Genomic DNA, 20,766 nt, shown 5'->3' with positions numbered 1-20,766 from the left:
CTTTTTAATTGTGAATCAATTATTTGATGTCTTTAGTGTTATTTAAAGATTAATAAATTTTAGAATAAAACGGGTAATCATAACACTATATTAATTTTTTTTCAAGGGTTTAATAACACAGGGGCTTTAGCTTCGCACCAACTCAAATTAAACGAAACACAACGATGAAAAAATTCTATTTATTAACTGCATTTTTATTATTGACCTTAACAGGTTTTGCCCAAAAAGCAATAATATCAGGAAAGATATTAGATGCCGATGACAAACTGCCGCTGCCTGGAGCTATGGTTCAAATTACGGGCGAAAAAAAATATACCGTTTCAGATTACAACGGTCGTTTTGAAATTTTAAATATTAATGAAGGTATTTATAAAATTGAAGTAAAATATATTGGATATACTGCTTTAACTCAAGAAATAAAAGTTGAACAAGGAAAAAATAACGTAATCGATTTTGCTCTTAAAGCTTCTGAAAATGAATTAAAAGAAGTTATTGTTGGAGACATTTTAAAAGGTCAGGCAAAAGCACTGAATCAGCAAAAAAACAACAAAAACATTGGAAACGTAATTTCTTCTGACCAAATGGGTCGTTTTCCGGATGCCAACGTGGGAGACGCTCTTAAACGTGTTCCGGGAATCACGATGCAGAACGATCAGGGTGAAGCGCGTAATATTATTATTAGAGGTTTGGCTCCGTCTTTAAACTCGGTAACTTTAAACGGTGATCGTATTCCATCAGCAGAAGGGGATAACAGAAACGTACAAATGGACTTAATTCCGTCTGATATGATTTCGACAATTGAAGTAAACAAAACCCTGACATCAGATATGGATGCTGATGCGATTGGAGGTTCTGTAAACTTAATTACAAGAGCCACTCCAAATGGAGAAAGAATTTCTGCAACGCTTGCCGGAGGATATCTCCCAATTCGTGAACATGCTTCTTATACAGCTGGATTTGTTTACGGAAACAGATTTTTAAACGATAAATTAGGAGTAGTTTTCAGTGGTTCATACAATAACGTAGATTACGGTTCTGATAACATCGAAAACGAATGGGTAAAAGATGATTTTGGAAACCAATATTTACAAGCGTCTGAGATTAGAAAATATGATGTACAGCGTATTCGCCGAAGCGGATCTGTTGCTTTAGATTATAAATTCAACGAAAACAATACCATTTTTGCCAATGCTATTTATAACTGGAGAGATGACAGAGAAAACCGTTTCAGAACTACTATAGATGATATTGAACCTATTTATAATGGTGAAGAAATCACAGGTTTTGAAGGTCGTGTAAAACGCCAGACAAAAGGAGGTTTAGATAACAGCCGTAACAAAAACAGACGATTAGAAGATCAAAGAGTTCAGAATTACGCTATTCGCGGAGAACACTTAATCAATTCCACATTAGATTTAGACTGGTCTGCTAATTATGCAAAAGCAAGAGAATACCGCCCGGGAGAGCGTTATATCGAATACCGCCAAAAAGGTCTTGACGTATTTGAAAACCTAACAGACACAAGATTTCCTTTGGTTACAACTGTAGGCGAATCTATAGACGAATTTAAATTTGATTCGGTTACTGAAAACACAGATGAAACTAGTGAAAGTGAATTTGGTGCAAAAGTAAATATCCGTTTCCCATTCTCTGTAATTGCAGGAGAAAAAGGAAGATTAAGAACTGGTCTTAGACTTCGTTTAAAAGAAAAAGAAAGAAATAATATGTTCTATTCTTACACACCAATTAATGATGATATGGAATTATTATCGCAAGTTCCAACTTCTTATTATGACGGACAAGGATTTAATCCGGGAAGTAAATACGTGCCAGGAACCTTTGCTTCTGCATCTTATTTGGGTGGTTTAGATTTAAACAATGCTGCATTATTTGATAAAGAAACAGATCCGGCAGAATATTTAGCCGTAAACTACAATGCAAAAGAAAGTATTTATGCTGCTTATGTAAGATGGGATCAGGATTTTAATGATAAACTTTCTATGGTTTTAGGTTTCCGTATGGAAAACACGCACATTGATTACACAGGTAACCGTGTATTAGATGAAGAAGAATTAGAAAGCAAAATCAACAATACAAACTCTTATACTAATTTACTGCCAAGTATTTCATTTCAATACAACGCAACAAAAGATTTAGTTTTAAGAGCTGCAGCTACAACAGCACTGGCAAGACCTAATTATTATGCATTAGCCCCGTATGTAAACAATATTGCTGCAGACAAAGAAATTACAGCAGGGAATCCAGATCTTAAAGCTACCTATTCATACAATTATGATTTCATGGCAGAGAACTATTTCAAATCTGTTGGTTTAATTTCTGGAGGTGTTTTTTACAAAAGATTAAATGATTTTATTTACAACTACAGCGACAATCAATATACTGATGCAAAATTTGCTGCAGATTTTCCAAATCAGGCAAATCCAATTCCAGCTGGAGAAAACTGGTCTTTCTTACAATCAAGAAATGGAGAGAATGTTGATGTTTACGGATTTGAGGTTGCTTTCCAGCGTCAGTTAGATTTCTTGCCTGGTAAATTCCTAAAAGGTTTTGCAGTTTACTTAAATTATACTTATACAAAATCTAAAGCAAAAGGTATTGCTGATGAGGATGGAAACGAAAGAAACGATATCAGCCTTCCTGGAACAACGCCTCATATGTTTAACGGATCTTTATCTTGGGAAAACAAACGTTTTTCTGCCAGAATTTCAACAAACTTTACATCTGATTATTTAGATGAATTAGGTTCTGAGTCTTACAAAGACAGTTATTATGACAAACAGTTTTTCTTAGATGCAAATGCTTCTTATAAAATTACGAAACAACTTCGTGTTTTTGCCGAAGCTAATAACCTAACAAATCAGCCGTTACGTTACTATCAAGGAGTTGCTTCACATACCAAGCAAGCAGAATATTACCAGCCTCGATATAATTTCGGATTGAAATTAGACTTGTAATCTGTACTTTTTAAAATTCTTAAATTAGACAGAGTTTAAATGCTCTGTCTAATTGCATTAAAATATAACATAATGAAAAATAAATTTTTAGTTGCTTTTTTACTTTTTACTGCTTTATTCACGGCATGTAAAGACGATAAATTAGCTCCAATTCAGCCAAATGCCGTAAAACCTACAGCAGTTACAGAAGCGTTGCCTCATGATACTGACGATCCTTCTATTTGGATTAATCCTGCCGATGCTTCAAAAAGTATTATTGTAGGAACTGATAAAGATACCGACGGAGGTTTATATGCTTTTGATTTGAATGGAAAAATTCTTAAAAAATCAATTACTTTAAAACGTCCAAACAACGTCGATATCGCTTACGGATTAATCATTGATGGAAAAAAAGTAGACGTTGCCGTCACTACTGAACGTGAAGAAAATAAAATCAGAATTTTTAGTTTACCTGATTTAGAACCAATCGACAATGGCGGTATTCCTGTTTTTGAAGGAGAAACGCAGCGCGACCCAATGGGTATTGCTTTATACACACGTCCAGCAGACGGAAAGATTTTTGCCATTGTAGGCAGAAAAACCGGACCATCTGGAACTTATTTATGGCAGTATGAACTTTCTGGCAACGGAAAATTTGCTGTTGCAAAAGTAGTTCGCAAATTTGGAGCATACAGCGGTAAAAAAGAAATCGAAGCGATTGCCGTTGATAACGAATTAGGAACGGTTTTATATTGTGATGAACAATTTGGAATTAGAAAATACAAAGCAGATCCTGCTTTAAACGACAATAAAGAATTAGCTCTTTTTGGACAAAAGGATTTTAAAGCTGATAATGAAGGTATCGCTATTTACAAAAAAACAGATTCTACGGGTTACATTTTAGTATCTAACCAGCAGGCTAATACTTTTATGGTTTATCCAAGAGAAGGTGCAAACGGAAATCCAAACAGTTATCCTTTATTGGCAGAAATTCCAACTTCTACAGTAGAATGTGACGGTGCCGATGTTACAAATGTAAACTTAGGGCCAAAGTACAAAAACGGACTTTTCGTTGCCATGAGCAACGGAATGACTTTTCATTACTATACTTGGGATTTAATCCAAAAACGTATCGACGAAGCAAAAAAATAAATCCTTGAGTGTTCTCAGTCGCAGTACTCGTGTTAGTGTTTATTTTTTTTTACTGCGATTGAAAACCAACAAAAAAGCTGTTCATTTCTGAACAGCTTTTTTACTTTGAATTAGTAAGTCCTTTTATTCTGTAATCGGTGCGCCTGCTAAGATTTCAGCATTGGCAAACTCTTCAAATTTCGCAAAATTAGCTTTAAATTTCTGTGCTAATTCTAACGCTTTTTTATCATATAAATCTTTGTCTTCCCAAGTATTTCTAGGATTTAAAATTTCACTTGGAACATTAGGACAAGATTGTGGTTTTGCAATTCCAAAAACTTTGTGGTTTTCAAACTCAACATTATCCAGTTCACCGTTTAATGCTGCGGTAATCATAGCGCGGGTATATTTTAACTTCATACGGCTTCCTGTTCCGTAAGCTCCTCCTGTCCATCCGGTGTTGATTAACCAAACTTTTACATCAGCATCTTTCATTTTTTTGCTTAGCATTTCAGCATATTTAGTTGGATGCAAAGGCATAAATGGCGCTCCAAAACAAGCTGAGAAGTTTGGCTGAGGCTCTGTAACCCCTGCTTCTGTTCCGGCAACTTTTGCAGTATATCCAGAAATAAAGTGGTATGCTGCCTGACCCGGAGTCAATTTAGAAATTGGAGGCAGAATCCCGAAAGAATCTGCAGTAAGGAAAAATATGTTTTTTGGGTTATGACCAATAGAACCCGGCTGAATATTGTCAATATGTGTTATTGGGTAACTTACACGAGTATTTTGAGTAATTGAAACATCATCATAATCTACTTCATTTGTTCCCGGTTTAAAAACCACATTTTCTAAAAGAGCTCCTTTTTTAATCGCTCTAAAAATGTCTGGTTCATTTTCTTCAGATAAGTTGATTACTTTAGCGTAGCATCCGCCTTCGAAGTTAAAAACCGTATTTTCAGCAGTCCATCCGTGTTCATCGTCTCCAATTAATTTACGTTCAGGATCTGCAGATAAAGTTGTTTTTCCTGTTCCTGATAAACCAAAGAAAATTGCAGTATCACCATCTTTTCCTACGTTAGCGCTGCAGTGCATTGGTAATGTATTTTCAAAAACCGGCAAAATGAAGTTCAAGGCAGAGAAAATTCCTTTTTTCATTTCTCCTGTATAACCAGTTCCGCCAATTAAAGCGATTTTTTTAGTAAAATCTAAAATTGCAAAGTTAGACTGACGCGTTCCGTCTACAGCAGGATCTGCCATAAAACTAGGCGCACAAACCACTGTCCACTCCGGAGTAAAATTTGCCAATTCAGATTCTTCCGGTCTTAGGAACATGTTGTAACAGAATAAGTTTGACCATGCTGTTTCTGTAACCACACGAACATTTAGTCTGTAATTTGGATCTGAACAAACATACGAATCACGAACAAAAACCTCTTTGTTTGATAAAAATGCTGTTACTTTATTATATAATTTCTCAAAAGCTTCTGGTGTAAACGGAATATTTACATTTCCCCACCAGACTTTATCTTCTGTAATGCTGTCTTTTACAATAAAACGATCTTGTGGAGAACGTCCTGTAAATTCACCTGTATTAATTGCCAAAGCACCTGTAGAGGCCTCAACACCTTGTCCTGACTGCACAGTTATTGCATGTAACTCATCTGCTGATAACTGGTAACGAACCGTTGCATTTTCTATTCCTAATTCTTTTAACGAAATCGATTGCGCGAAAAGTGTGTTATTGTCCATAAATTTAATGTTGTGTGTGTTATTTTTTGGGTGCAACAAAATATAATTTTACTTAATCCTGAACGTAAAGTCCAAGTTTGCAAATTGTTATATTTTTTATCAAAGAAGATAAAAAGCAATAAAAATTCACATAAGTAACCTTATATGTTAATTATGAGACAAAATTAAAGATTAATTTTAATACAGAATTTTTTTTTCGGGATTTTATGATTTTTTCCTCAAAATAGTAAGAAATAATACCGCCCAACCTATAATTAATAGGAATCCGCCCAAAGGTGTTGCGAATACGATAATTTTAGAATCAAAAACTGTAAGATTTTTTGTAGCTAAAATATAGATTGATCCGCTAAAAAGAACAACACCGGCAACAACCAGATTGTAGATTGTTTTTACGGTTTTTTCTGCGATATCTTTTCGGGTAGAAAGAAAAAGTAAAAAGAGTGCGTGATACATTTGGTAACGAACACCAACTTCAAAAGTGTTTAACTCGTCGATGGTTAAATATTTTTTTAATAAATGGGCTCCAAAAGCACCAAAAATAATAGCTAACATCCCTATAAAAGCACCAGTTAAAACAATTTTTCTTTTCATATTTTCTAAACTTTAATTTTAAACAAAAATACTTCATCCTAATCAATTTTCGTTTGAGTTTCTCAAATATTTCAATGCTTAAAAGCGTTTTTTTTACAAATATTTGAAATAAAAAAATATCATTTTTTAAATAAAATTTGTTATATTTATAACATTTAAATATGTTTGTGTTAAAATATTGTAATTATGAGAAGCGTTTTAATAATTGGAGCCGGCAGATCTGCTTCATCCCTGATAAATTATCTGCTTGCTAAATCAGAAACTGAAAACCTGCATCTTGTTGTAGCTGATTTGTCTTTGGCTTTAGCCGAAAAAAAGACACAAAAACATCCTAATGCGACTCCTATTGCTTTAGATATTTTTAATTCAGCAGAAAGACGGGCTGCAATTGAAAAAGCTTCAATCGTAATTTCGATGCTTCCGGCACATTTACATATTGAAATTGCAAAAGATTGTGTTCAATTTAAAAAACATCTTGTAACGGCTTCTTATATAAGCGATGCCATGCAGGCGCTTGATGAAGAGGTTAAAAAGAATAATTTGATTTTCATGAACGAAATTGGTCTTGATCCGGGAATCGACCACATGAGTGCCATGAAAGTTATTGACGAAATCCGGTCAAAAGGCGGTAATATGTTATTGTTTGAATCATTCTGCGGTGGTTTAGTGGCTCCGGAATATGATAACAATTTATGGAATTACAAATTTACGTGGGCACCAAGAAACGTCGTTTTAGCCGGACAAGGCGGTGCTGCTAAATTTATTCAGGAAGGTACTTACAAATACATTCCATACAGCGCTTTATTCCGCAGAACTGAATTTCTTGAAGTAGAAGGTTACGGAAAATTTGAAGCTTATTCTAACCGGGATTCGCTTAAATACCGTTCGGTTTATGGTTTAGATGATGTTCTTACTTTATATCGAGGAACAATTAGAAGAGTTGGTTTCTCCAGAGCATGGAATATGTTTGTACAACTGGGAATGACGGATGACAGTTACATTCTTGAAGGTTCTGAAAATATGAGTTACCGTCAGTTTATTAATTCTTTTCTTCCGTATCATCCAACTGATTCTGTTGAAATTAAAACGAGATTGATCTTAAAAATCGATCAGGACGATATAATGTGGGATAAACTTTTGGAACTGGATTTATTTAACCCAAACAAAAAAGTAAATCTGCCAAATGCGACTCCGGCTCAGATTTTAGAAAAAATCTTAACGGACAGCTGGGCTCTTGAACCAGAAGATAAAGATATGATTGTAATGTATCATAAATTTGGTTACGAACTAAACGGCGAGAAAAAACAAATCGATTCGAAAATGGTCTGCATTGGCGATGACCAGACTTATACTGCAATGGCAAAAACTGTAGGGCTTCCGGTTGCAATGGCAACTTTGTTAATCTTAAACGGAAAAATCACAACCCCGGGTGTTCAGCTGCCAATCAAAAAAGAAGTTTACGAACCTATATTAAAAGAGTTAGAAGAGTATGGCGTTGTTTTTAACGAACAAAATGTACCTTATTTTGGATATAATCCGGATTTATTTTAATCTGGATTCTTCATTTTTTTTTAGAATTTTTTTTAGTTTATTTTTCCGCTTCTAAGGTTTTAGAAGCGGAATTTTTCTTTTTTTAAGGCTCAAAGAGGCAGAGGTTCAGAGGGACAAAGATTCTTAGAATTGGCTTTAGTTTACAATTTTAAACACAAAGCATAAAACCTCTGCTCCTTTGAACCTCTGCCCCTTTATACCTAAATAAAAAATTTATTTCTCAACTTGAACAGTAATTGGCAGACTATACATTACTCGAACAGGTTGTCCGTTTTCAGAACCCGGAATCCATTTTGGTGAAAGTTTTAGAACACGTATTGCTTCTTCTCCTAAACCATAACCGGCATCTTTTACAACTTCAAATTCAGATAAACTTCCGTCTTTTTCAACCATAAACTTCATTTCTATTTTTGTTTGAATTTTATTTTTTGAAGCTTCGGCAGGAATTTTAAAATTCTGACCTATAAACTTATAAAATTCTGTCATACCGCCAGGAAATTCAGGTCCGCTCACGCTATTGGTATCAAAACGAACATTAAATCCTTCTTTCATTTTTGTACTTGTGCCAGATTGGGCAATCGCGTCTTCTGAAAAAGCTAAAAGCATTACAGCATAAACGGCGCATACTGTAAAAATTTTCAATACGCTTTTAATTTGAGATTCTTTTTTAGTCATCATAAGTAAACGTTTTTTGGTTATTTGATAATTAATATTACTTGCCAATGGAACAGTTTGCTTGTTCGAAACAAAATCAAGAAGCATATTTTGGTAATTTCTTACTTCTCCAAATTGTTTATTTACAGCTTCATCGGCTAAAAATTCGTGGTTAAGTTTAATCGCTTTTATAAAATAAGGAATAATAGGATTTACCCAAAATACAATTCTGAGTACTTCAGCAAAAAGAATATCCAGCGTATGTTTCTGTTCTAAATGGGCTTTTTCGTGCGCGATTAATTCTAATGGAATTTTTCCTGTTTCAAAATCTGTTTTATTAACAAAAATGGCATTCAAAAACGAGTGAGGCAAAACAGCTTCATGAGTTAAAACTACTTTTACGCCATTTACAATAAGGATCTCTTTTCTTTTTAATTTTATAAAAAATGAAATTAGGTTTAAAACAAAACGAAAAGCCAGTATTATGGAAACAATAACATACACACGAATTAAAATGTAGAAAATGTTATACATAATATAATTTTCATTCAACGGAACACGACTTGCCCGAATCACGATTTCGTCTAGTTGAATGGAATTTATCCCTGTTTCAAACATGGTTTTTATTGAAAACAGCTGCAACGGAATTACAAAACTAAAAACTAGACTTCCAAGAAGATACGCACGATTAAAACGAAACATTTTTTCGTTTTCTAACAACAATTTATAGACTGCATAAAAAACAAAAAGCAGTACTCCTGATTTCAAAAAATAGGTTATCATTTTTTCTTTTTTTGAATTTCTGAATCGATTATTTTTTTAAGATCTTCCAGTTCCGAAGCACTCAAATTGGTTTCGGTAGTAAAAAACGAAGCAAACTGCGATGCCGAATTATTAAAGAAATTGCTGATGAGTCCTTTTACATGTTTCGAGAAATAATCTGTTTTTTTTACCAAAGGATAATATTCTCTCGAATTTCCAAATTCGTTGTAAGCAACAAATTTCTTATCAATCATTCGTTTTAAAAGCGTTGCCACGGTTGTTGTTGCCGGTTTTGGTTCCGGATAAGCTTCGAGCAAATCTTTCATAAAAGCTTTTTCAAGCTTCCATAAATGCTCCATTAACTGTTCTTCTGCGTTTGATAATTGCATATTTTTCTAAGGTTCTAAGGTTCTGAGCTACTAAGTTTCTGAGATTTTAAGTTCTTTCTTAATTCTTAATATTTTCAAGTTTTTCTGTTTCTGGCAGTTCTTTTTTATATTGCTCCAAATTCCATTCAATATTCATTTTTGCTGCATATTCGGCCATCGATCCAAGTCCCACTTCGGCGCGCCTTTTATCTACATTATCAGGGTCTATCATTGGCGATATGTACATTTTATTGGTCTTTTTATTCTTTGCCGCCTGACTGCCGTAAATTTGTCTTCTACCTTCTCTCAAAGCGACTCTGTCTTCTACATATGCCAGATTTCCTGCACTTGCATTGCCATTTTTTACCGCTTCTCTCAGCATAGGTAAATACTTTTGCTGATATTGTAAATCAGAATGCTGAATAACTAAAAACAAAGTTTTATTTCCCTGCTCGCCTACAACATTTTTTCCAAGCCAGCCTCTTTCGTCCAGTATTTTCATAACCTTAATAAGGTTAATACTGTCTTTTTTTCTCATGATTTTACCAATGCTGTCAATTTTCTTTTTATCAGGTTTTGAAGCCTTGTAAACATTCATAAACTCGCCTCGGATTTCCTGATCTTCGGTATAAATTTCTGCAAGTTGTTTTTCCAGAACCTTATCATAATTAACCCCAATAATATCTAATTTCTTCTGCAGTTTTTCGATTGTCTTTTTCCATTCTTTTTCTCCATGAAGACGTTTTAAATCATTATCAATTTGAATATGTGTAATATTTTCATATCCTTTATCAATTGCCAGATTCAGCCATTTAAATGCTTTTTTGTTTTCTTCTGCCTTAGATGCGGCACAGCCTGCATTGTAAAAATCTACAAATGATTTTTGCTCCAGCTTAAAAGCTTTACTGTAATAATTAACAGATAATGTATAGTTTTCTGCCGTGTAGCAAGAATCTGCTTTTCGAACCCATTCTTTATACGTTTGAGCGTTTAAAAAACTGAAATTCATTACAAGTAAAACAAAAACAATCGATTTTTTCATAGATTAAAAGTTAGTGGTTTAGTTCGTATTTTGTTCTGATATTAATTGTCCGTTGTCGTAATTTTTAATGCTTTTTAATTTCCCTTTATCCGAATAAAATTTCCATTCGCCAAAATAAAACCAATGCATTTCGACTGAATTCGTTTCTAATTTCGTTTTTCCTTTCGATTCTAATTTTCCGTTTTCATAATACGTTTTAACAATACATATTCCGTTTTTGTATTTCTCTGTTTTGTAAATTTTACTATTAATATACGCTTTCCACTTTTTTACCGGAAGATCATTTTTGTAATGCTCGATATATACATATTGCCCCTCTTCTTCCATATTAATACTTACCCATTTGCCTTCTTTCTTTTTATCTATTTTTTGATTGATGGGTTTACTTTTGCAGCTTAAAAGCATTAATCCGCAGAACAATACTAAAAAAAGGGTTTTTAAATTCATTTGTTCTACAATTATAGATTCGTTTCTACAAATGTAGAATAAAATTTCAAACACACAACTTTTCGCACAAAAAAAAATCCGCTTATCTATCTAGAAAGCGGATTTATTAAACTATTACTATTTGATAAAGTTACAAAACTGTGATAAAAGCATCCCTTTGGGTTGCATCTATCCTTATCGGAATCTGGCGCATTTGCGCAACTGATTTTCCATTAATAGATGCCGGAATCCATCTTGGCGAAAGTTTTAAAACCCGTTCAAGTTCTTCATTTATTCCGTATCCCAAATCATTAAAAAGATAAATATCTGCTAACGAACCATCTTTCTCTACCGTAAAATTTAAAACAATAGTTCCTTTACTCTTTTTTCTAACTGCTTTTGGAGGTATTTTAAATTTATCCTGAATAAATTGAACCATTGCAAAAGTACCTCCCGGAAAACTTGCAGCTATTTCAACAGAAAGATAAACATCTGACGCTTTTACAGTTTCTTCTTTTTCCTGAGCCGTAATTTTGGCATTTACAAATAACAGCAAAATGGCAAAAATTAATCCTTGGCAATATTCTTTATTCAAAACCTTCATTTTTTATGTAAATACATTTCTATAAAAATATAAAATTATTGATTCTATTCATTCGTTTTTTAACCGCAAAGCGCGCAAGGTTTTTTTAGGATACAATTATAAACGCAAAGTTCGCAAAGCTATATGAATAAGCTTTGCGAACTTTTATAAATCTTACTTAAAAAACTCTTAGCGAGCTTGCGTAAATCTTAGCATTCTTTGCGGTTAAAAACCTATTTAGAAAGCTCTACAAAATACTTGTAAAACAACGGAATCGTCTCAATACCTTTCAGGTAATTAAAAATCCCGAAATGTTCGTTTGGCGAGTGAATCGCATCGCTGTCTAAACCAAATCCCATTAAGATGGTTTTGCTTTTTAATTCTTTCTCAAACAAAGCCACAATTGGAATACTTCCTCCAGAACGAACCGGAATCGCAGGAACTCCAAAAGTTTCTGTATACGCTTTATTTGCCGCCTGATAACCAATGCTGTCAATTGGCGTAACATAACCTTGTCCGCCGTGGTGTGGCGTTACTTTTACCGTAACTCCAGCCGGAGCAATACTTGTAAAATGTTTCGTAAACAATTCTGTAATTTCTTCCCATTCCTGATTTGGAACCAAACGCATTGAGATTTTAGCAAAAGCTTTACTCGCAATAACCGTTTTTGCACCTTCTCCGGTGTAACCGCCCCAGATTCCGTTTACGTCTAATGTTGGACGGATTGAGTTTCTTTCGTTGGTTACATAACCTTTTTCACCATAAACATCGGCAATGTTTAAAGCATTTTTATATTTTTCAAGGCTGAAAGGCGCTTTTGCCATTTCGGCTCTTTCTTCTGCAGATAATTCCTGAACTTTATCATAGAATCCCGGAATTGTAATATGATTATTTTCGTCGTGAAGCGAAGCAATCATTTTTGCCAAAATATTAATTGGGTTCGCTACTGCTCCACCGTATAAACCTGAGTGTAAATCGCGGTTTGGACCTGTAACTTCTACTTCAACATAACTTAAACCTCTTAAACCTGTCGTAATCGATGGTTGTTGGTTCGAAATCATTCCGGTATCTGAAATTAAGATTACGTCGTTTTTCAGTTTTTCCTGATTGCGCTCTACGAACCAAGCCAAACTTGCAGAACCAACTTCTTCTTCTCCTTCGATCATGAATTTTACGTTGCACGGAAGTTCGTTGTTCTGAACCATATATTCCAATGCTTTTACGTGCATGTACATTTGTCCTTTGTCGTCGCAGGCTCCACGGGCGAAGATTGCGCCTTCTGGGTGAATGTCTGTTGTTTTAATAACCGGTTCAAATGGCGGAGAAGTCCACAATTCTAACGGATCCGGCGGTTGTACGTCGTAGTGACCGTAAACTAAAACCGTTGGAAGATTTGGATCTATTATTTTTTCACCGTAGATAATTGGGTAACCTGGAGTGTCGCAAGTTTCGACATAATCGCAGCCTGCTTTTGATAAACTTTCCTTAACAGCTTCTGCTGTGTCAATAACATCTTGAGAGTATGCAGTGTCGGCACTAACCGACGGAATCTTTAATAATTCGATCAATTCATTGATAAACCGATCTTTATGTTGTTGAACGTAGGACTTAATATTTTCCATTTAAATTATTTTTATAGAAAATCAAAAGTACAAAAAAGAGAATTAAAAAAAATTTTCAAAAAATGCTTTGATAATTCAAAAGTATGCCTATCTTTGCACCCACAATTACCGCGGATATGGCGAAATTGGTAGACGTGCCAGACTTAGGATCTGGTGCCGCAAGGCGTGTAGGTTCGAGTCCTATTATCCGCACAAAAAAAAGCTTCTGAAGATTTTTCAGAAGCTTTTTTGTTTTTTAGAAAACATAAATTTCATACAATCTTGTCATTTCGACGAAAGGAGAAATCTTCACAAGAAACTCCACAAAGTTTGATTTAGATTGTAGAATTACTAGCGAAGATTTCTCCTTTCGTCGAAATGACAAACTTTGAGTATTATTTAATTTTGTCTTTTCATACCAAAAAATTCATTTCTAACGTTCAATTCCCTTCTTCACAATTTCCAAAACCTCTTCTTTTGTCATAAACGAATTCATGAAATCTTCGAGGTTTCCTTCGTTGGTTACTTCTCTAAAAAAGACTTCATGATCTGTGCCAAATAAGGTTGGATTTTCTGGATTTGGGTCAGATAAGGCGATGTAGAAATTATCTGGAAAACCGTAGCTTGTTACAAGCAGAATTAAATCTGGCGTTGGGTCGTTGGTTACTTTTATGATTTCGCTTAAATCAGTTTCTTCTTCATCTGTAAAATCAGAATTCCATTCTTTATAATCTTCTGTACCTTCTTTGAATGGAGTAAATGGCGTAACTTCCCAAAACATTTGTCCAAATCCTTCTGTGGTTAATCGGAAATATTTCTGAATCAGTTTATCATAAAAAGCCTCTTTATCTGCTTTAAAAAGCGCTTCATTTTCATCTACAAAATCTCCTATTCCATAAATAGGTTCCTGATTTTCGGCAGAAGCCCACGGCGCATCTTCAGGCCTTTGATACAAAACGGTATTAAAAGTTATAGACTGTAAATCTTCCTGAAGAGAATTTCCTTTTACATTATCGATATTTCCACCTAATTTTTTTATCTGTTCTAAAATTTCCTTTTTCATTATATTTCTTTTTAAACGATTCAAAAGTAAGAATTTTCAATAAAGCGAAGATTACTAAACTTTATTTAACGTTTTCAATCATCTTGACGAAAGGAGATTAAAACATCACCAACAAATGGACATCATGAAAAAAAAATTGTGGGGACAATTTAAATTTTCGCTGGTTTGTTTTGTTTTCTCCTTTCGTCGAAATGATTAGTTTTTAATCAACATCTAAATAAGGATCGAGAACTTCTGCCAATCTGTTGAGCCAGTAAAAATTATCGTCTATATTTTTTATTTCAGATTCTAATGTTTCGCATCCGCGCATTGAACACAACGAAAGCGCATAATTAACTTCACGAATTGTCTTTGCCATATCTTTTGGATCTATAACATTCATAAAAAAGTCGTTTAGTCTGATTTCAACTTCATTAGAAAAAACCTCTGTAGCCATTATCTTATTTTTTATTTGAGGCAAATATAATAATTTGTGAGCACAAATGCCTTCATGTCAAAAATAAATCTCTTGACTTTTGAAATATGAATATTTCAGAAGAAACTTATATTATAAATCTTGGAATTCACATTAGACAATTACGTGAAAAAAAAGACCTATCGCAACAAGCTTTAGCTGACGATTCCGGCATGACTAAATCTCAAATAGCAAGAATAGAAACTGCTAAAATTAATACCTCGGTAAAAACTCTTGTAAAAATTGCAAAAGGTTTAGATATTGAACCTAAAGAGTTGTTGAATTTTTCTGTAAAATAAAACTTTACTTTTCGGCGAAAGCCATTTCTTCAAAACATAAAAAAACCTCCAGCTAAAACAGGAGGCAATTCGTATAGTTTTGTCATTTCGACGTAAGGAGAAATCTTCGCCAGTAGCTCCGTTCCAATAGGTCAATCTTTGTCGAGTTTCTTGCGAAGATTTCTCCTTACGTCGAAATGACAAACTTTGTGGCAACGCACTTTAAGCAAAAAACCTTTGCCAAAGTTTAAAACTTTGACAAAGGTTTATAGTATCGATTTGGAATTTGGGATTTAAAAAATTCGAATTTTATTTCCCTAATATCTCAATAATCTTCTCCACATTCACTTCGCTGTAATCATTAATATAAAAATCACAAGGCGGAAGTTCTTCTTTTGTATGCGTACTCAAAACGCCTACGACTTTCATTCTGGCATTTAATCCTGCTGTAACGCCCGAAAAAGAGTCTTCAAAAACCACACAATCAGAAGGAGAAACGCCAACTCGCTCTGCTGATTTTAAATAAACTTCCGGATTTGGTTTATGAAACGTAACGTCTTCGCTGGACATCATCGAATCCATTTTTTGGTCGAGTTTGAGGAAATTGGCAATTAAATCCAAATTTGCTCTTGGTGCCGATGTAGCAACGGCCGTTTTGAATCCGTGGGATTTTAATTCTTCCAAAAACGTCATGTAATTCGGAATCGTTGCGACTTTGTCTTTATAAATCTCACGAAACATTCCTTCTTTTTCGTCTTCTAGTTTTATCAGTTCTTCTCCTTCAATAGTACGTTTGAAGAAATGCGACATGATATAACTATTGTGTTTTCCGTACATGTGTTCTTCAAATTCCTGATTGGTATACGGAATTTTATATTTATTGAAAAACTCTTCAAAAGCTACGACATGATGCGGATTTGTATGGCAGATTACGCCGTCCATATCAAAGATTACACATTTTTGGCTCATAATTATTTTGTTGTTTTTAAAGGTCTGCAAGGTAAGGAAATGTGGGTTTTACCGCAAAGCAACGCTAAGGTTTTCGCAAAGATTCGCAAAGAGTTTTTTTTTGAATCTCGCAAAGTCGCAGAGGCGCAAAGTTTTGTTTCACGCAGATTTTAAAAGATTTAAGCAGATCGCGCAGATTATTATAAAAAATCATTTTAAATCTGCTCTAATCTGCAGAATCTGCGTGAAACAAAATCCTTTTAATCCTATTAATCTGTGGCAAAAATAAAAACTTTGCGCCTTTGCGAGATTAAAAGACAAAGATTGGCAAAAACTTGAAACCTGAAACTTGAAACAAAAAATTACCCTATCCAAATTTTACTTTTAACCAAAGTCATCGTTTGTCTTAAATGCTGGTTGCAGGCAATTAGAATAATTAAAATTACGAGGCCGTAACCTACAATGGTATAAATTTCCATATCAGCCAATAAAGTCGATTGTTTGGTTATAGTTCCGAAAATCTTTTTCATAGCAAGAACATTGGCATTATCTGCAGAATATCCTTTTGCAATAAAACTCTGCGTTGCTGTGGCGATGTTTTGTTGTGCTTCGGGATTTTCGCCCGTTACGAACTGACTTAGTTTTAAAAAGTGTTTTTTGTTTAAGAAAACCATCGCATTCTGCATGACGCAGAAACCAATTGTGCTTCCCCAAAAACGTCCAGAAACCCCAACAATTCCCGAAGAAACCGCCATATTTGCCGGAACCGATGATGTGGTAAATAAGATGAGCGGAACAAATAAAAACCCAACACCGATTCCTTGCAAAATATAGGGAACAATAATATCGCTCAGCGCCACATCGGGCACAAAAAGAAACGTAAACCAAAAATGAAATATAGCAATAAGCGTAAAACCAATCATAAAAATGATTTTGGTTGAAACGGATTTCATCAGAAAAAAAGCAGCTAAAATTAGTCCGATTACATTTCCTAATCCGTTAATATATTGCACGCCCGCCACACGCGACGGATCCCAATTCCAGATCGAGAACATCGCTGAATGACACAAACTTAGTGTCGCCCGGCTGATGTAAAATAAAAAAAACAATAAAAATCCAATTCTAAGATTGGCATATTTTAAGACTTCAAAATCGAAACTTGGTCGTTTTACCAAACGTTCTTTAAAAATGAATAATCCGCCTGTTATAAGCGAAATCATCAGCATTAAAACCATTTCTGAAGATTCGAACCAATATTTTTTCTCGGCATAAACAAAAAAGTAGGCACCGCAAAGAATAGAAATTAAAACCAAAAAATAACTCATCCAATCGATCTGATACAACGGGATTTTCTTTGTTATTCGGTGCCCTCTAAAAGTAACCAAGATTAAAAAAACGTTTAAAACCTGCAGCCCGCCCGAAACATATAACATATATTTCCAGTCGTAATGATCAAGGAACCACACGGCGATATTCATTATAAATGGCGTCGACAAAAGCAATGAACCGTAGTAAAACGAAAATCCAATTATAATGGCATTTTTAGAATTAAACTGCTCAATCAGCAATTGTCTAATTGTAATTACAGGAAGCGCCATCAGGATTCCTTCCAAAACTCTCATCAATAAAAAAACCGAGAAATTGGTAATATAAGCCGATGTAACAATCGTAATTCCTATAAGTGAATAAACCGCCATCAGGTAATTTTTGGCAGGAAAAAAACTTGAAAATCGGCTTTCTATTAAAATTGTGGCGAGTAAAGTTCCGTAGGTAACGCACATCGCAAACTGTAGATCTTCTGGTTCAATATCCAGAAAACTTGCCGCATAGGTTACGTTTGATGTATAAACTCCCAATAAAATCATGGAATGCAGCAAACAGACGAACAATATAATAATGATCGCCCAGCGCGGCACCCAGGATTTAAATATACTTTTATCTTCCATTTTATTTGTGTGCAGCAACAATCGTAATGTTCATTCCTGCTCTTAAAAAATCGGTTTGTTTATCGTTGTCTTTTAACTGAATTCGAACTGGAATTCTTTGTTCGATTTTTACGAAGTTTCCTGTTGCATTATCTGGTGGCAGTAAAGAAAATCTCGCACCACTCGCAGGCGATAACGAAGCAATTGTTCCTATGAATGTTTTGTCGTTTACAGCATCGGCCTTGATTTCGACTTCCTGACCAACGGTTAAATATTGTAATTGTGTTTCTTTAAAATTGGCCGTAATCCATTTTTCTTTACTTACTATTGAAAGCAACGATTGTCCTTCTTTTACCATTTGTCCCGGTTGTAAAGTTCGTTTTCCAATCCAGCCGTCGTAAGGCGCAGTAATAATGGTATACGAAAGAAATAATGCCGCATTATCTACAACAGCTTGTTTCGATGCAATATTCGTCTGCGTTGTTGGCACATTGGCTTCGGCAACAGAAGTGCTTAAAGCAGAAGAATGAATTCTGTTTTTCATTTCCTGAAAATGCGCCTGAGCGGTTTCGTAATCTGCTTTTACTTTTTCTAACTGTTGCGATGTTGCCGCTTCTTCTTTAACCAAAGCCTGATATCTTTCGAATTCTAATTTTGTTTTCCAAAGATTCGATTTAGCAGCGTCTAATTGCGATTCGTTAATTTCCGTCGCACTTGCTGTATTTACAGCATTTTTCTGAGCCACAACACTATTTTGTTTCGCATTTTGAACATCCGCCAAAGCAACATTCAATTTTGATTGATATTCTCTGTTATCAATTACCACCAAAGTATCTCCTTTGTGCACAAATTGGTTTTCGTTAAAACGAACTTCCTGCACATAACCTGTAATTCTCGACATAATCGGCGTTACATATTGTTCCACCTGTGCGTCATTGGTTTCTTCGTGATTTCGGTTAAAAACATAAAACCAAATCCCTAAAATAACCCCGCTTATAACCAGCGTACATGCAATAATTGTTATCAATATATGAAACGTTTTATTTCTCTTAGTTTCATTTTTTATCTTAACCATAAACTTTATATCTTTTAATTTCTACACCGGATTAATCCCGAAGTTTCGGGACGGCGCTACAATATGAATCGTTCCTCCGGAACTAAAAATCTGTATTTCTTTTCTTCACCGGATTAAAATCCGGAGCTACAACATGGATCGTTCCTCCGGAACTGAAAATCTATATTCTTTATTCTATTTTCTATTTTCTATTTTCTTCTAACTTTTCACTTCTAACATCTAATCCAGAATCTAACTCTGCGAAAGCATTCCTGCCGTATGCATCAGTTCATAATGTTTTAAAACGGCATCTAAATGAGTTGAGATTTTATTGTATTTCGCCTGAAGCAAAGCATTATCTGCATCAACCATTTCGGTAATTAAAACCAATTGATTTAAGTATTTTAGCTTTACAATTCGGTAGTTTTCTTCGGCTAAATCAAGCGCTTTGTCTACAACTACAAACTTTTCAAGGATTTCCTGATATTGCGTATGCTCTTTAAAAAGCTGATCCTGAATTTCATCTTTTACAATTTCGGTCTGCATTTTCTGCATGTCGATTTTCGTATTGGCTTTTGCCACTTTGGTTTTGTTTTTATACAAGGCCGAAAGATCAAAACGAGCCTCGATTCCAACCTGACCTAAAGTGTACAAATACGGATTTGGCGGAAAGAATTTGTAGTTTGGATAATAAAAACCATAGTTACCAAAGAAGTTTACGCTTGGCAGATAATTTCCTTTTACCAATTGCAATTCGGTTTTACTGATTTTTAATTCCTGACTTGCAATTCGCATTTCTTCGTTCTGCATCGCTTTATTTAAATAAAAATCATACGGATCTAAACCGTTCATTTCGTCCAAATTTGAAGTTGTGTCGATGGCAATTTCCTCGTTTTCCGGAAACTGAATCAACGTCTTCAGATCGTGAAGTGCGATTTTGATGTTTTTGGAGTTTGTCAACGCATTCAATTCGCGATCTGAGAGTTGTAATTCGGCACGAATGACTTCATTTTTAGTCACCGTTCCGTGTTTCTGCATGGATTGGACTTCTTTTAATCGGCTTTTCTCTTCTTTAATGTTTTCTTCAAAAATCTTTTGAAGTTCCATCATTTTATAAATCGCCAGATAGTTGGCCACAACCTGCAGTTCGATATCATTTTCTGTTTTCTCCGATTTTATTTTAGCAATTTCGCTTTCATCATTCGCAATTTTAATCGCATTGTTGATTTTGTTTCCAACGTAAATTGGCATTTTAAAAGTCGAATTTACCTCGTAGATTTCAGGAATCGCTTTGGTTACTTCTTTTCCGCTAAGAAAACCATCGCCTTTAAATTCGGTAATGTTGGTAATTCTGGAGTACATTCCGTTAAGTTGTACGTCTGGCAGTCTAAGTTCTTTTCTTTCTTTGATGTTTTGCTCCGAGAGCGTAATGTCCATTTGAGATTTCAGGACTTTTTTGTTGTTTTCCTTTGCAAGCTTCATCGCTTCTTGTAAAGAAACCGAATGAACTTCCTGCGCTTGTAAACTATTGAATGTTAATACAATTAAAAAAATCAATAAAATTTTGAGAAAACAATCTTCTTTAGAATTTGTTGTTTTAAGGAACATGAATATTTAACTATTTGATGCTGC

General features: G+C 34.5%; 18 protein-coding genes and 1 tRNA gene. 5 read left to right on the top strand and 14 right to left on the bottom strand.

The window, feature by feature from the left end:
* The first annotated feature begins 164 nt into the window (after nucleotides 1-164).
* Nucleotides 165-2,975, top strand: a complete 2,811-nt coding sequence (locus ABD859_RS07230) for a TonB-dependent receptor (protein ID WP_345142212.1) — start codon at nucleotides 165-167, stop codon at nucleotides 2,973-2,975.
* Nucleotides 2,976-3,047: 72 nt separating this feature from the next.
* Nucleotides 3,048-4,106 carry a phytase gene (locus tag ABD859_RS07225; protein ID WP_345142209.1) on the top strand — a complete coding sequence of 353 codons (1,059 nt, stop codon included), beginning with the start codon at nucleotides 3,048-3,050 and terminating at the stop codon, nucleotides 4,104-4,106.
* 123 nt (nucleotides 4,107-4,229) lie between these two features.
* On the opposite strand, the gene pckA is transcribed toward ABD859_RS07225, so the two are convergent.
* Both pckA and ABD859_RS07215 read right to left on the bottom strand, forming a co-directional pair.
* A complete protein-coding gene (gene pckA, locus ABD859_RS07220; RefSeq protein WP_345142206.1) occupies nucleotides 4,230-5,834 on the bottom strand; it encodes a phosphoenolpyruvate carboxykinase (ATP) in 1,605 nt (534 codons plus the stop codon).
* A gap of 204 nt (nucleotides 5,835-6,038) precedes the next feature.
* A complete protein-coding gene (locus tag ABD859_RS07215; RefSeq protein ID WP_345142205.1) occupies nucleotides 6,039-6,425 on the bottom strand; it encodes a DUF423 domain-containing protein in 387 nt (128 codons plus the stop codon).
* A gap of 186 nt (nucleotides 6,426-6,611) precedes the next feature.
* On the opposite strand from ABD859_RS07215, the gene ABD859_RS07210 reads away from it, so the two are divergent.
* Nucleotides 6,612-7,976, top strand: a complete 1,365-nt coding sequence (locus tag ABD859_RS07210) for a saccharopine dehydrogenase family protein (RefSeq protein WP_345142202.1) — start codon at nucleotides 6,612-6,614, stop codon at nucleotides 7,974-7,976.
* A 213-nt stretch (nucleotides 7,977-8,189) separates the two neighbouring features.
* Here ABD859_RS07210 and ABD859_RS07205 read toward each other — a convergent pair whose 3' ends face one another.
* The 6 genes from ABD859_RS07205 to ABD859_RS07180 form a co-directional block, all read right to left on the bottom strand.
* The gene (locus tag ABD859_RS07205; protein WP_345142199.1) at nucleotides 8,190-9,413 is read right to left on the bottom strand and encodes a M56 family metallopeptidase; all 1,224 of its coding nucleotides are present in this window, start codon (nucleotides 9,411-9,413) and stop codon (nucleotides 8,190-8,192) included.
* The gene (locus ABD859_RS07200; protein ID WP_026726910.1) at nucleotides 9,410-9,781 is read right to left on the bottom strand and encodes a BlaI/MecI/CopY family transcriptional regulator; all 372 of its coding nucleotides are present in this window, start codon (nucleotides 9,779-9,781) and stop codon (nucleotides 9,410-9,412) included. Before ABD859_RS07200 ends, ABD859_RS07205 begins: the two co-directional genes overlap by 4 nt.
* 58 nt (nucleotides 9,782-9,839) lie before the next feature.
* On the bottom strand, nucleotides 9,840-10,802 hold the full coding sequence (locus tag ABD859_RS07195) for a DUF6624 domain-containing protein (protein WP_345142197.1): 963 nt from the start codon (nucleotides 10,800-10,802) through the stop codon (nucleotides 9,840-9,842).
* Nucleotides 10,803-10,820: 18 nt separating this feature from the next.
* On the bottom strand, nucleotides 10,821-11,249 hold the full coding sequence (locus ABD859_RS07190) for a toxin-antitoxin system YwqK family antitoxin (RefSeq protein WP_345142194.1): 429 nt from the start codon (nucleotides 11,247-11,249) through the stop codon (nucleotides 10,821-10,823).
* Between the two features lie 130 nt (nucleotides 11,250-11,379).
* Entirely contained in the window at nucleotides 11,380-11,823 is a 444-nt protein-coding gene (locus ABD859_RS07185) for an energy transducer TonB (protein WP_345142191.1), read from the bottom strand.
* A 221-nt stretch (nucleotides 11,824-12,044) separates the two neighbouring features.
* A complete protein-coding gene (locus ABD859_RS07180; protein WP_345142188.1) occupies nucleotides 12,045-13,433 on the bottom strand; it encodes a dipeptidase in 1,389 nt (462 codons plus the stop codon).
* A gap of 110 nt (nucleotides 13,434-13,543) precedes the next feature.
* Between ABD859_RS07180 and ABD859_RS07175 the strand changes: the two genes are divergently transcribed.
* Nucleotides 13,544-13,625 (top strand) — tRNA-Leu (locus tag ABD859_RS07175).
* A gap of 220 nt (nucleotides 13,626-13,845) precedes the next feature.
* Here the strand turns inward: ABD859_RS07175 and ABD859_RS07170 are convergent.
* Nucleotides 13,846-14,475: a hypothetical protein gene (locus ABD859_RS07170; RefSeq protein ID WP_345142185.1), complete on the bottom strand. Its 630-nt coding sequence runs from the start codon at nucleotides 14,473-14,475 to the stop codon at nucleotides 13,846-13,848.
* Nucleotides 14,476-14,677: 202 nt separating this feature from the next.
* Nucleotides 14,678-14,911 (bottom strand): hypothetical protein, encoded by a 234-nt coding sequence (locus ABD859_RS07165; RefSeq protein WP_345142182.1) that lies wholly within the window; start codon nucleotides 14,909-14,911, stop codon nucleotides 14,678-14,680.
* An 86-nt stretch (nucleotides 14,912-14,997) separates the two neighbouring features.
* On the opposite strand from ABD859_RS07165, the gene ABD859_RS07160 reads away from it, so the two are divergent.
* Nucleotides 14,998-15,228: a helix-turn-helix domain-containing protein gene (locus ABD859_RS07160; RefSeq protein WP_345142179.1), complete on the top strand. Its 231-nt coding sequence runs from the start codon at nucleotides 14,998-15,000 to the stop codon at nucleotides 15,226-15,228.
* 288 nt (nucleotides 15,229-15,516) lie between these two features.
* Here the strand turns inward: ABD859_RS07160 and ABD859_RS07155 are convergent, their stop codons facing one another.
* The 4 genes from ABD859_RS07155 to ABD859_RS07140 form a co-directional block, all read right to left on the bottom strand.
* Nucleotides 15,517-16,176, bottom strand: a complete 660-nt coding sequence (locus ABD859_RS07155) for an HAD family hydrolase (RefSeq protein ID WP_345142176.1) — start codon at nucleotides 16,174-16,176, stop codon at nucleotides 15,517-15,519.
* Nucleotides 16,177-16,517: 341 nt separating this feature from the next.
* On the bottom strand, nucleotides 16,518-18,101 hold the full coding sequence (locus ABD859_RS07150) for an MFS transporter (protein WP_345142173.1): 1,584 nt from the start codon (nucleotides 18,099-18,101) through the stop codon (nucleotides 16,518-16,520).
* 1 nt (nucleotide 18,102) lies between these two features.
* On the bottom strand, nucleotides 18,103-19,155 hold the full coding sequence (locus ABD859_RS07145) for an HlyD family secretion protein (protein ID WP_345142170.1): 1,053 nt from the start codon (nucleotides 19,153-19,155) through the stop codon (nucleotides 18,103-18,105).
* Nucleotides 19,156-19,386: 231 nt separating this feature from the next.
* Complete coding sequence (locus ABD859_RS07140; protein WP_345142167.1) at nucleotides 19,387-20,691, bottom strand: TolC family protein; 1,305 nt, start codon at nucleotides 20,689-20,691, stop codon at nucleotides 19,387-19,389.
* Nucleotides 20,692-20,766: the final 75 nt, after the last annotated feature.

This window comes from Flavobacterium ginsengiterrae (assembly GCF_039539785.1).
GTDB lineage: Bacteria > Bacteroidota > Bacteroidia > Flavobacteriales > Flavobacteriaceae > Flavobacterium > Flavobacterium ginsengiterrae.
The sequence above is the reverse complement of the archived record's forward strand: the minus strand, read 5'-3'. Positions and strand labels throughout refer to the sequence as shown.